General features: G+C 31.6%; 15 protein-coding genes and 3 pseudogenes. 8 read left to right on the forward strand and 10 right to left on the reverse strand.

The window, feature by feature from the left end; all coding sequences use genetic code 11:
- Window positions 1-77: pseudogene (locus Q3V31_RS29225) on the reverse strand (IS6 family transposase); the annotation flags it as partial.
- Between the two features lie 91 nt (window positions 78-168).
- Here Q3V31_RS29225 and Q3V31_RS29230 point away from each other — a divergent pair.
- Window positions 169-519 (forward strand): annotated as a pseudogene (locus Q3V31_RS29230) (transposase); the annotation flags it as partial.
- A 180-nt stretch (window positions 520-699) separates the two neighbouring features.
- Here the strand turns inward: Q3V31_RS29230 and Q3V31_RS29235 are convergent.
- A complete protein-coding gene (locus tag Q3V31_RS29235; RefSeq protein WP_329767611.1) occupies window positions 700-993 on the reverse strand; it encodes a hypothetical protein in 294 nt (97 codons plus the stop codon).
- Between the two features lie 5 nt (window positions 994-998).
- On the reverse strand, window positions 999-1,199 hold the full coding sequence (locus Q3V31_RS29240; protein WP_329767612.1) for a helix-turn-helix transcriptional regulator: 201 nt from the start codon (window positions 1,197-1,199) through the stop codon (window positions 999-1,001).
- Between the two features lie 330 nt (window positions 1,200-1,529).
- On the opposite strand from Q3V31_RS29240, the gene Q3V31_RS29245 reads away from it, so the two are divergent.
- Entirely contained in the window at window positions 1,530-1,913 is a 384-nt protein-coding gene (locus tag Q3V31_RS29245; RefSeq protein ID WP_098453070.1) for a DUF3796 domain-containing protein, read from the forward strand.
- Window positions 1,882-2,082: a helix-turn-helix transcriptional regulator gene (locus tag Q3V31_RS29250; protein ID WP_000172689.1), complete on the forward strand. Its 201-nt coding sequence runs from the start codon at window positions 1,882-1,884 to the stop codon at window positions 2,080-2,082. Before Q3V31_RS29245 ends, Q3V31_RS29250 begins: the two co-directional genes overlap by 32 nt.
- 407 nt (window positions 2,083-2,489) lie before the next feature.
- On the opposite strand, the pseudogene Q3V31_RS29255 reads toward Q3V31_RS29250, so the two are convergent.
- A pseudogene (locus Q3V31_RS29255) lies at window positions 2,490-3,939 on the reverse strand (IS4 family transposase).
- A gap of 174 nt (window positions 3,940-4,113) precedes the next feature.
- Between Q3V31_RS29255 and Q3V31_RS29260 the strand changes: the two are divergent.
- The 5 genes from Q3V31_RS29260 to Q3V31_RS29280 all read left to right on the forward strand — a co-directional run bounded on the left by Q3V31_RS29260 (window position 4,114) and on the right by Q3V31_RS29280 (window position 8,742).
- Window positions 4,114-4,308, forward strand: a complete 195-nt coding sequence (locus Q3V31_RS29260; protein WP_033700006.1) for a helix-turn-helix transcriptional regulator — start codon at window positions 4,114-4,116, stop codon at window positions 4,306-4,308.
- A gap of 17 nt (window positions 4,309-4,325) precedes the next feature.
- Window positions 4,326-4,712: a hypothetical protein gene (locus Q3V31_RS29265; protein ID WP_329767614.1), complete on the forward strand. Its 387-nt coding sequence runs from the start codon at window positions 4,326-4,328 to the stop codon at window positions 4,710-4,712.
- Between the two features lie 45 nt (window positions 4,713-4,757).
- A complete protein-coding gene (locus tag Q3V31_RS29270) occupies window positions 4,758-5,090 on the forward strand; it encodes a hypothetical protein (RefSeq protein ID WP_329767615.1) in 333 nt (110 codons plus the stop codon).
- Window positions 5,091-5,318: 228 nt separating this feature from the next.
- A complete protein-coding gene (locus Q3V31_RS29275) occupies window positions 5,319-5,960 on the forward strand; it encodes a peroxiredoxin-like family protein (RefSeq protein WP_329767616.1) in 642 nt (213 codons plus the stop codon).
- A gap of 1,939 nt (window positions 5,961-7,899) precedes the next feature.
- Window positions 7,900-8,742, forward strand: a complete 843-nt coding sequence (locus Q3V31_RS29280; protein ID WP_016078996.1) for a hypothetical protein — start codon at window positions 7,900-7,902, stop codon at window positions 8,740-8,742.
- A 280-nt stretch (window positions 8,743-9,022) separates the two neighbouring features.
- Here Q3V31_RS29280 and Q3V31_RS29285 read toward each other — a convergent pair whose 3' ends face one another.
- The 6 genes from Q3V31_RS29285 to Q3V31_RS29310 form a co-directional block, all read right to left on the reverse strand.
- A complete protein-coding gene (locus tag Q3V31_RS29285; protein ID WP_002161995.1) occupies window positions 9,023-9,274 on the reverse strand; it encodes a hypothetical protein in 252 nt (83 codons plus the stop codon).
- A 14-nt stretch (window positions 9,275-9,288) separates the two neighbouring features.
- Window positions 9,289-9,492: a TNT domain-containing protein gene (locus tag Q3V31_RS29290; RefSeq protein ID WP_257145060.1), complete on the reverse strand. Its 204-nt coding sequence runs from the start codon at window positions 9,490-9,492 to the stop codon at window positions 9,289-9,291.
- A gap of 589 nt (window positions 9,493-10,081) precedes the next feature.
- Window positions 10,082-10,825: a DUF4261 domain-containing protein gene (locus tag Q3V31_RS29295; RefSeq protein ID WP_329767617.1), complete on the reverse strand. Its 744-nt coding sequence runs from the start codon at window positions 10,823-10,825 to the stop codon at window positions 10,082-10,084.
- Window positions 10,826-10,866: 41 nt separating this feature from the next.
- Entirely contained in the window at window positions 10,867-11,337 is a 471-nt protein-coding gene (locus Q3V31_RS29300; RefSeq protein WP_044441006.1) for a hypothetical protein, read from the reverse strand.
- Between the two features lie 15 nt (window positions 11,338-11,352).
- Window positions 11,353-11,694 carry a hypothetical protein gene (locus Q3V31_RS29305; RefSeq protein WP_176525364.1) on the reverse strand — a complete coding sequence of 114 codons (342 nt, stop codon included), beginning with the start codon at window positions 11,692-11,694 and terminating at the stop codon, window positions 11,353-11,355.
- A 402-nt stretch (window positions 11,695-12,096) separates the two neighbouring features.
- On the reverse strand, window positions 12,097-12,606 hold the full coding sequence (locus Q3V31_RS29310) for an ankyrin repeat domain-containing protein (RefSeq protein WP_078214516.1): 510 nt from the start codon (window positions 12,604-12,606) through the stop codon (window positions 12,097-12,099).

Below are 12,606 nucleotides of genomic sequence, written 5' to 3' on the forward strand. Positions count from 1 at the left end.
CGTAGGTACCATCTTACCATTAATAAGATAATATCAGGCTGATAGTGCTTCCATTTGAACCAATTTTTCTTTTCCATACCGATCACACACCCTTTTAGAGTAATAGTATCAGTATGTCCAATTTTTAGAGATTACTTGTAATTATCTTGAAGTTTTTGCACCAGAACCGCAAATACTTCATTGACACAACTATGTAGTCGATTAGAAGTTAACACAGGTATTTCTATGAGTCCAGAAGGACTCAATCAACGCTTTAATTCCCAAGCTGTACAGTTGTTACAACAAATATTAGCCTCTTTACTCCATCAACAATTTTGTTTATCTAGCAAAATTCCAACATCGTATACAAACTATTTTCGTCGGATTCGTGTATTGGATTCTACACATTTTCAGGTTCCAGATAAATTTGCTTCTACATATCAAGGTTCAGGAGGTAGTGGTCAAAGTGCTGGTGTGAAAATTCAATTAGAGTACGATTTACTAAGTGGTCAGTTTCTACATGTTCACGTAGGATCGGGATGTATAAAAAAACGAATAGAGTCATAGAAAAAGAAAAAGGCGGATTCCTTGTAAGAATAGGGATCCGCCTTTTTCTTGCTATCGATAATGAGACGTTATGTTAACCGATCATGTATATGGTATACTGGATTCTTTGTTCAATCGTCTAACAAAACAAAATAAAAAAAAACCTAACTCATATTAGTAATTTTTCTTGTTTCTATTAATAAATATAAAAATACTACCTAACACACTTAATAAAAGCACAAAATATAACAATAAATCAGGTAGAAATTCTAAAGGAACAATATCTATCAATTGAAAAATAATAATGGCAATGATACCTAAATATAGGATGTTGTACAACATATTATTTGTTTTATATTGAATTTCTCTCCCTCTTTCGTCTTTTGCTTCATCACTTGATTGAAATTTTATTACATACATCTGACTGATAAATATTACAACTAAAAATAAAGATTGTAACCACAACATATGTCTCACTCCTCTTGATAATCGAACACGTCAGTTATTGACTTTTCAAATATATTTGCAATTTTAAAAGCAAGAATTAGAGAAGGATTATATTTATTTTTTTCAAGAGTAGCGATAGTTTGACGACTAACACCCACTCTTTTTGCTAGTTCCTCTTGAGTCCAATCTTTTTCTGCTCGACAAACTACAATTTTATTATGTAACAATAGCAACACCTCTTAAAAAGATTGTAATTTATTTCTTACAATTAGTAAAGTATTTTTGACAAAATATTTTTTGAAATTAAAAATACACACAAAAAATATCCCTTTATACAAAGAGATAAGCGGCGGAACATCTTTTTTATAAACAGTACGACTTTATTTCAAAGGTACAAATACTTGAACAAGGGTATCACATTTACATAATTCTCGTTATTGGAAGTTAAAAGTATTGGTTTGAAACAAAGATATACCGTTTCAATTCCTTTTTATTTCGCTCTTTATGTGATATATTTATCGCATAAAGAGCGAAATATATCACAAAGGAGATCTTATATGAAGAATAAATTAGCTTACTTAGGGTTTATTGGCTTTTTAGGTTTTTTGGCACCTTTCTCATTTTTAAGTGAAAATTCGTTTTCGCCTCACTACTATTTCCTTTTCTTTTTCTTTTTTTTATACGCAAAAGTTATACCAGATGAGCTTTTTATATTGCATGTTCGTATCGCCGCTACAAGGGCATTTTTTGTAACACTAGTATTTGGTAGTATATTACTCTTAAGTGTTTCTATTTTTGAAAATGTACATGTAATTCGTTTATTTTTTGGACTTTCAATTTTAATACCGTTAGGAACTTTTCTAATTAATTTAGAAATATTTGAACGTAGAGAAAAGAAAGGGATGCAGGATGACGTTGATTACTCGGATGAAAGAATATAGGGTAAAGTTAAATATGTCCCAAGGAGATTTAGCTAATAAGGTTGGAGTTAGAAGAGAAACAATTGGTAATCTCGAAAACGGAAAATATAACCCTTCATTAAAATTGGCTTACGATATTGCAAAAGTTTTAAAAGCACCTATTGAAGTGTTATTTTGGTTTGAAGACTAGTTTAATTCTAGTACAAGTGAATACAAGAGAAAAAATGATGAATGTTCTATTCATGCTCGGTTAACATAACGTCTCATTATCAGTAGCAAGGATAAAGGAGGAACCCTACTCTCACAAGGGAACCTCCTTTTTTTGTTCTATCAATCTATGCAATTTTTTATACTTTCCTATTATAGTGTGGGTTTTCGGGTTTTTGTTTGTTACTGGATTATCCGAAAAATCGTATAAAATCTTGCATACTCTTAGCGTGTTTTTTTTCAGAAATGCTGGTGGTACCCCATCGCTATCAACCTAAGCTTATGCAAAGTCAATTTTAGACGAGATTGTTTCTTTTTCCTAAAGGGCAAGTATAGGTGATTGAAAGATTTGCATACGAAATAAACCCTAACGGGTTTCACTTTTTTGAATTAAGCGGCTTGATTATCAGACAGGGTACAATTGTAAACGACACCTAATATATCGAAGACTGTTTTTTTCTCATATCGATGAGATTTCCGCCCGTTTTGCTGTAGGAGATTGAACAGGCGAAGTAACACCTTTGATAGCTCTTGGGTGTTTTTTTGTATAGTTTGGAATAAAAGAAGAAAATAGTCTTTAATCATATATATGGCTTTATACTCACTAAGCTCTCGCTTTTTCTTCATGAGGAGCAATTGGCGCATTTGAAACATGATAGAAGAACAGAGTAGAATAGCAATCAATTGACCATATAAATGGCATTCCAATCGTTCTGGTTTTATCTTTTTACAATGATGGATTTGAAAGAATGACTTCCACGTTTTAAATAAAATTTCGATTTGCCAACGCAAAGAATACCAGTCATGTACCTGTCCCATCGGGACAATATCTGTAGGGATGTTTGTCATATATACATTGGTACCACTGAGTCGTTTACTAGGAGGAGAATACTTCATTCCTTTCTTTTTTTCTCTTACAGCTTGATCTTGTAATCGTTTTTGTTGCTGTTGTTTTGTTAATCGATGAACAATTACACGAGCTGGCACTTTATCAATTATTCCTACATAAGCATCAGCTATTTCACATGTTTTTCCTGGTTGAAGGGAGTTCATTAACGTCTCCATATCTATCTGTATATACTCTGTACCTTTCTTAATTCTTCCGTCTTGAAAATAATCAGGGTTAGGATTTTTTTGATACATACGTGTATTCGACTTGATACGAGAGATATAGTAGGCCTCTTTATCTTGTATATATTGAAGATCTTTTAAATGAAAATAACCTAAATCACGGATACATAAATCATTCGCTGTCACAGTTGGGGCACACATAGAGCCGTAAGTGCGATCATGTTGTTTACCTGGACCTGTATGAATATGAAGGAACTGTCCACTTAACAAATCATACTCAAGTTGAATTTTTATCCCAGCTGTATGGCTGCATCCTCCTGCACCTGGATAAACCGATGAAAATACATCCGGGAGTTGAAATGCAGTTGAATCTAAAAATACGAATACGCTTGAAAACAGAAGTGTATGGAGAAGAAATCGGCATAGATGCGGCCAATTTTTTGCTTAGTAGTTCGGCTAGTAGGTGTTGTAAAAGTTGGACGGCCGCCTTATTAAATCGTTGATTCAGTCCTTCAGGACTGATGAGTACTTCAGGACTGATGAGTACTTCCGTTGATGCTTCTAAACAGCTAGATAACTGAGTTAAAGAAGTCATAGCTACATTTTGGCTCACCCATACACATAAAGCGACTAAATCTTTTGCTTGGTACTTACTAGTTCGTTGTACAAAACCAACTTCTCTAGCAAGATCCCGTAATGTATTTGGAGATAAAAAACTTTGAATCTCTTGAGTAAATAGTTGTAATTCATCAGATACAGAAATATACATACAAAAACGCCATCCTTTCCTATGATTTTACAGAAAGCATAGCGTATTTTTTCATTTTAGGGGGTATTTTGTTTATATTTTATAAATGTAAAAAGTTTTTGACATTCATTACTTAAGTAGGTAAACTAATGATGTAAAAAGTTTTTGACAAAATTAGGGGTGATGTTTATATAAATGGAGAACGTAATTCGGATTTTACGTAAGGAGAAAAAACTTTCCCAAGATGATTTAGCTAAATTATGTCATGTTTCAAGACAAACGATTAATGCAATAGAAAATAATAAATATGATCCTACATTGGAACTTGCTTTTAGTTTGGCGAAAAATCTTGGTGTAACAGTTGATCAATTGTTTATTTATAAAAGCTAGATGAGGAGAAATAACAAATGAAGAATGGAATTAATATCGTATTTACTAGTTTTTACATTTTGATTATGGGTTTACTTGCGCTTGAGTGGTATCAGAAGCAACAGCTCTCTATCACCACGTTATTTGTAGCTACGCTCATTTTGCAATCATTATTCATGAAGAGAATTTTAAAAAGTAAAAAAGAGAACGATCATTTTATCGATGAAATGTTTTTACATATCAGACAGAAAAGCTTAGCAATTTGTTGTTTTATTATGTATGTATTAACTGTAGGTATTTTATTTATATCAGAAGGAACATGGAATTTTAACCATATGCATAACAAACCGTTAATTTTTTTAGTCTTTTTATATCCTATCGTTTACCAAATTAGCCATATGTTTGTTGGAAGGCGTAATTCTTAATTTGGATGCATAAACAATAAATTTATTTGTAAAGGAAAGATTAGAATGGAAATTATTTTAATAATTATCTTAGTTGGAATATTTAGCTTATTTACACGCAACTTAGCAGGAGAAGGTGGAGGTTTATCAAAGGGCGATGAACGTCAAAAAATAATATTTAAGGACGCTTCCATTACAAGTTGGCAAGTTATCCTTTTTTATGCTTTATTACGTCTATTGGCAATCACACCATTTATAAAGCAATTATTTGTTAATGAAAAAACATCCATCCTTCTATCCAATTCTTTTTTTACAAATGGTGGAGATATCTTAGTTGTCGGTTTATTAGGATATACGATAGGGATTTTTAGTAGTTATATAAAGCGTACGCAAATTTGATAGTAGAGGTTACGAAACAGATTCATCTAGCTAACATTTTGAAGCGCCCCAAAAAGAAAATTTGGTCTTTTCATAGGTGTATATGAGATTTCAGTCCATTTTTTCGTTTTGGGGTATTTGCTTTTCTTAGGTTGATAGCGATGTGGCGGTACCCCTTTCTATAAAAAAACAAAATTAGTACCTGGTACTATCATTTAGTGTTAATATAGAGATGAAAGGGGATTTAATATGAACTATACACAACAAGTACAAAAATTTAAAAAAGACTATGTAGCCAAGATTCCCAAAAATGTTCAAACAATTATGCAACGAGCAACAGATGAATTAACAGCATCTAAAGAAACATTTAGTTTAAATGTGGGGACAAAAGCTCCTAATTTTACATTGCATAATCATAATGGGGCTCCTGTCACCTTATACGAAGAACTAAAGAAAGGACCTGTTATCCTAACATTTTATCGAGGAGTGTGGTGTCCTTATTGTAATATGGAATTGCGAGCATACCAGGCTATCCTAGACCAATTAAAAGAACAAAATATACAATTACTTGCTATTAGCCCTCAAATACCTGATCAAACTCTTACTATACATGAAAAAAACCAGCTACAATATCATGTATTAAGTGATTTAGATGATAAGGTATCCGAGACATATGGACTTAAATTTACAGTTCCTGATTATATGAGAGAATACTATATAAAGTTTGGAGCAAATTTACCTCTATACAATGGAAATGACTCTTGGACCTTACCCATACCAGCTACTTATTTAATTAATAAAGCCGGTGAAATTACATTTACTCATGTGAATCCAGATTATACAAGTCGAATAGATCCTCAAGACATACTGCAAATAATAAAAAATAAATAAGTAGTAAAAAAACTTCCGAGACGATAATTATGTAAATACGAAACCCCTTCAGCAAGTAAACTGAAGGTTTTTTTTCTAGATACATTGAATACAGATAAGTGGGGTTATGTAAACTTTAATCTTTGGGCAAGATTAAAATTGTTAAATAAAAATTATTTATATAAACTAATCCCTTATCTATAATAGATAAGGGATTAGTTTAGTTTTGTTGTATGGTATAAACAAAATTGAGTGTCATAATATATGGTAACATGAATATTTATGTTTTTTTGAATTTTATTTATTCTAAATAAACAAAAAGAACTAGTATCATACTAGTTCTTTTTGTTTGTAGATCCATATTTAAGTAGTAGGGTACTACATATAAATCAATACAATATTAGAAGTAAAAAGATACCAACCTTTGTACAGATTAATTATAGTATAAATTTTCAGAGAAAATATATTTATTAGTTGGTTATTTATTCCTTGTTTTATCGTGTTTTGAAAGTATACTTTCGCCAGTGTTTTTGGGGAAAATAAGTAAGTTGTAATGAAGTTAATAAAAGCGAATATTTGAATGTAGACTAATATTTAAAAGTTTACATTCGAATTTATAAAAAAAGCACCTTTTAATGTTTTAAAAGTGCTTTAACTTGATGTTGATGTGACGGAACCTCAAGTATGTAGAAATTTAAAAAAGTCCCTTCATAATGCTTAAAGGGACTTTGCTCACACAAATGATCTGCACATCAATTCATCTTTGATATACAGATCATTTGTATGATAATTTTTATAAATAATTGCTAAATAATGAACTTACATAAATGCTTTTAAAAGTTCTTGAACTAATGGAAGTGCTGCACCTACAAATTTTAAAACTGCCATTGCGATTGCCATATTATTTCCTCCTCTTTTTTTCGTATTAAGGTATGATGATTTTTATAAATAATTGCGGAATAATGAACTTACATTACTGCTTTTAAAAGCTCTCCTACTAATGGGATGATTCCACCTAAGAATGATAAAACTGCCATTGCGATTGTCATATTATTTCCTCCTCTTTTGTTGATGCTAAGATGTGATTTATCTTTATGCTTTCATTATAGTAAGCGCTTACATTTATAGCAATACATTTCTATATGCAATATTACATATTTATACGTTTAGACAAAAATTAGACCTCTATTAGTCATTCTTTAATGGTATCATATCGAGGTGAGAGTCTTTAAGGGTTCTCCTTAATAGGAGGAAACGGATATGGAAAGAGTGCAAGCGATTATTGACAGTAATCTGAAATTCAAGAGTTGGGTTAAACAGGTACTAGCTATAGGCGGAATATTAGGGTTCTGCTACTTGGTATTATATGTTTTATGTTTCTTATTTGCTATGTAAATACTAGATAACTACACTAATGGAGTCTTGCCTACAGAGGTAAGGCTCTTTTGTTGTATCTGAGGTGAATTTTTTTGGGAGGTACTCCAAAATATTGGGCTGATGGGCATGGGGTGGGATCCCAATAATCACTAAATTCTCCTCTTTCCTTACAACGAGAATAACAACGTATTTTTTATTTACTCAATTACCGAAGTCTCAAATGTTTTAAATAGTTTCTTATCCCCTAATCACCGAGTACGTTTATTTCTCCAAATTACTGTCCATAATAATAAACAAAGACAAACCCTTTATCCTTAAGATATAGACGCTTTTTCAATGGTATCAAACTCGGTGATTAGGAGGGAGTGGTATAGGTTCACTATATGATTTCGGTTAGGACCAGGAAGATTATTCAGATCAACAGGGTGGATAGGAGACAATGCTTTGGGATGAATTTAAAGGGGAGTAACATTTTTTTAGTTCAAAATTATCTCCTAATCTCCTATAATGATAAATCCAATTTCTAAAAGAATATTATCCTCTTTTTTGTTAGTTATGTATAATAATAGAAGGGGGTATATATATGAATTATAAAAAAACAATAGTAAGCATATTGCTAGTAGCTTCATTATTTACATTATCTGCTTGTAAGGAAAAAGAAGTAGTAAAGCCAGTAGAGAAGAAAGAAGAGCCTCAAAAGGAACATATAACATCAGATAAAACAGAGGAAGTCACTACAGAAAAAGAAAAGCAAGATGAACAAAAGAAGGAAGAAGGACAAATTGGTATACAAACAACAGTAGAAGAACTTCAGCAACATATTGATAAACGCGGTTATATACTTTACACGGATCATCCGATTCGCCGTGTTACAAGTGAAAATAATCGAACTACCGATATATCTAATTATGGTGATTCGGTTGTTAATATTCGCACAGAAGAACCACTTGAAAATTTATCGCCAGATTGGGTGAAAGAAGGATATGCATTTATAACAGTACAACAAGATCCTTCTTTTCAATATAAATCATGGGATGAAATAACAAATTTAGAAAGGGCACTTGTAAAAGTAGCATATGCATCAGTTTCTGCATTTCGTGTGCTAGAAGCTCCTGCAAGAAAGGAAGATTTCTCAAATACTGCTGAGATTACAGAGGCACTTACATACCTCCGAAAAGGTGGAGAATTTGATTATATGGCTCCTGTCGCCCAAGGCGGAGTAGATCAAGGGCTATTTCAAAAGAATGATAAACTGAAAAAAAGTTGGAGTAAGTTAGCAAACATAGAAAACCCTAAAGAGAATAAAATAGCTTTTTCCCAAGCATATGAGGAGGCGCGACAAGAGACGAATAATATGATAGGCCTTCTAAATATTTTAGTGTCTAAAAATTATAAGGAGCGTCTGTCGCAGCTTCCTAGTAAATAGGATGATAAGATATCCAAATAAGGCAAATAAAATCTCTAAACATGCGAATTTTATATTGGACATCATCCCGAACAAGCTGAAGACATAGGAAATCTCATAATAAAAACAAAGGAGAAATATAATATAAAGGATTAATTTACTCCTTTCCTTGATTGGCTAAAAGCCTTTCAAGGTTTTTTTATGATTTAACAATTTTATTTCAGAACAAAAAATACCCAGTATTAACCATAAATTGATTTTATCGCTTTATGTTATACTGAGTATTTTTTAGGAGAAAAAATTATTTTCTTCTCTCTCTTCGATTCTTTCGCATTATCAAATATTTTAATATCAATTCACAAGCATCATTTTCATTTTCAAAAGTATCTATAATATTCATTCCACCTCTCTCTAACGATTGATATACTTTCCATACTTTTTCTTCTTTTAATATACCTAATTCCAATTCACCAATAGATTTATCACCTAAGTTGTATTCATGTTCTTCTATTCCTAATTCATTCAATCTAGTTTTTAACTCACTAATATTCATTTTAAACCTCCTACTTATTTAATTTCTTTGATAAATCCAAATTCCTCCAAATATTCAATGGACATTGGTAACTTCCATTGTATTCCTCCACCTACTGCATCAAAGGCAGGCGCAATTTCACCAGCAAAAGAGGTGAAATTATCCATGTCATATCCATATGCTTTAGCATCCATAAAGAATTCATCTACTAATCCTTTGTCTGGCCATGTTTCAATCACTTCTTAAATCTCGTATTACTTCATACTTATGATAAACATCCGGATTCTCAATATATTGTACTTTATCTGGTTCTAAATAAAACGATTTATCTAAAAGCATTTCTTCCTTAGAGTTGAATAGAGGAAAACCTTCTTTATATTACCCGTACCCTTAGTGCACTTATAAAATTATAATGTGCCTACTCATTTCTATCCTATAATGCAAAAAAGCACTTGTTACCTATAAGTAAACAAGTGCTTTGAGTTTATATGTTTTCTAAATATAAACGCCTCTTAAAGTTTGTAATTTTTATCATTTTATAGTAACAGTTTAACATCCTTTAGGTATCTTAACCAGTCCTCAGAGCCTATACTAGCCCATTAGTTTAGTGCCTACGTCACCGTATTATAATTTCTTCCTCAATTCCTCAATCATCTTTCTTATTTAGTATTAAACAAACACTCCATAATGTTATAACCATCATGGCATTTTGATTCAAACATGAGTTTTTAATCATAAAACTATTAAAGGTATTAAAAACTATAAATGATTTGGAACCGAAAGAGAGAAATATTAACCCATCATCATGCCCTTTAATTAAAAACAGCTTCAGCTTTTAGCCCGATGGTGACGAACTAAATTCCATACTCCATATGGATTATAAAATGGGTCATCTTCTTCAAACATTGTACAGTTCTCTTGCTCCAATAAGTATATAGGCCCACTAGAATCTATACTAAATGTTTCTCCATCGTTAATAATTGGATTTTCATCAAGATTATATAAACAAAACACTCTAAATAAGGTAGCAACTTCTCTTCCACTTATTCCTTCTATTGAAGTTTTTATATCACGTAATCCGAAGTTCTGCATACCAGTAGTATAAAAAGTATCCCCTTCTCGAGACATTTGAACAAATGCTGAAAACAATTTTGTTATATCCTTACTGTTTGTCGCATCTATCCATGCTGCTTTGGTACATGCCCTTCCAGAAGATTCAACATTCACGGCAATACCACCAGCACTAAGAACAGCACTTGCAGCCTTCATAAGGCATTGAACCCTCTCAAGAGATCCACCTTCACTTATAAGGTAAATTATGCTTTTATGTGTTTTTATCTTCTCTATATCTTCTATATCAAGCAATCCATTACCGTTTATTTCCATAAATTCAGCGATATAAGGATTCGGTTCACTTATATCTACCTCGAAAAATTCTTCTGGATTATCTAAACGTCCTACATGGTTACCCATATATATATATCCGTCACCATTTCTAGCCATCGTATTTTTAAAATCATTTCTATTTATCCAATTCCCTGGTATACCTAAAATAATCTTTGGTAAATCCATATTTTTATTCACCTACTTCTCTAATTATCCAAAATGGCTTATCAAATAACTCCTTTAAAAATAAAATTGACTTTTTCTAAATATTGTTTTGGTTGTTTATCACTTATTTCTTTCAAAATATTGATTACTTCTGCTTTTTGAGAAGGTGTAACCTTTCTCAAAACATTAATAAATGGAACAATTAAATCATCTGTAGCTAAAAGACTTCTATAAAGCCTTTTAGCACAATATCTAGCTTGTGGTAAAATGTAACTCATTCCTTCAATTAATTCATATAACCCCTCTTCAATTCCATTCCGTTCAATAATATAAAAAATAGTTTCAATTAAATCACCAATAATTGAAGGTTCATCTATTTCATCATGAAAAACACTACACAAATCACCAATTACTGTATTATCAGCAGTTTGTGATATTTCATTTAAAATTTCTTCTAATACTTCTATACTATCATCTTCATGAGCCAAAAAACGCATCTTTTTTAAATTTGATATCATATTCTCTAAAGACATTATTTCCCTCCATAATTAAGGTTTCTTAAAAATTTTCAAACCATCCTCTTGATCATTCTTACGATAGTTTTTATAGTATTCAATATACTCTCTGATTCTTTCCCTCGAATCTTTATTGTATAAGCCGTCTTCTTTTAATATCCTTCGTAAATCATTTACATCAAACGCTAAAGCATCTCGTGGTTTCAAAGACATATACAGTTTAAAATCTTCTGGTCTTGTTCTTGAACTCAATCCATAAGTAAAAGTCCGTCTATGTCTTCCACCCCTTCCCGGGTGTGGATGCTCTAAGTTGATAGCATAACTTTCATCTGTCTCAATACCATATTTATCATTCATATATTTATTAGATGGCATATGATGTCCTGTAATGTTGTCACCTTTTACTTCTGGAAGCTCCCCAAATTTATTACTTACTTAAAATATATTTATAAAATCTTCTCTTTTTGTTGGAATTTCAGTATTTGTACTCCAATAATTATTAATAACCGTTTCCATTTCTTTGATTTCCTCTACAGTAATAAAGCTGGTTTCTACTGCACTATTTAAGAAAATTGTAATACTATCGGTAGTAATACTTTCTAATGACTGTGGTAAATATTTTACTTTTTCATTAGTTTAATATACAGTCCGTGTGTTTATATTCATCGCCCAATAAAATGTCATCTCGCCTAAGCTCGTACTTCGTTTTCTATTCTATCATTGCGCATAATACTCTATGATGATACAACCATCATGAAGTATGTACTTTTTAACAACCTATTTTTTTCCATACATCTTCCGCATTAAATATTCAGCAATTTCTGTTTGCCCTCTTTCAATAGCAAATTCATAAGCTCCCATATCTTTCATGGTGTCACCAGAGTATTTTATAGATATATCTATATTGTTCTCAACTAACAATTTAACAATCTCCAAATGCCCACCGTATATTGCAGCAAACTGAGGATTTCTATCTGGTTCACTAATATCTATCTCTACATTCCGACTAATTAGATATTCAGCAATCTCTAAATGTCCTTTTGTAGTCGCTCTTTCAAGAGCATTTGTTGAGAAAGTTCCACCTTGTGCATTAATATCTATTCCAGCATTAATAAGATATTCTACTATCTCTAAATGTCCATGAGCTGCCGCTACATGTAACCACGTACCAAAAGGTGTCATCCATGTTAACATTTCTGGTTCTTTCTCAAGTAAATCTCTTAAAGTATCCAATTTACCACTTTTTATGGCACTTCTAATATCTTTTGCAAATTGAGTCTTATTCAT

Source organism: Bacillus nitratireducens (assembly GCF_036320425.1).
GTDB lineage: Bacteria > Bacillota > Bacilli > Bacillales > Bacillaceae_G > Bacillus_A > Bacillus_A nitratireducens.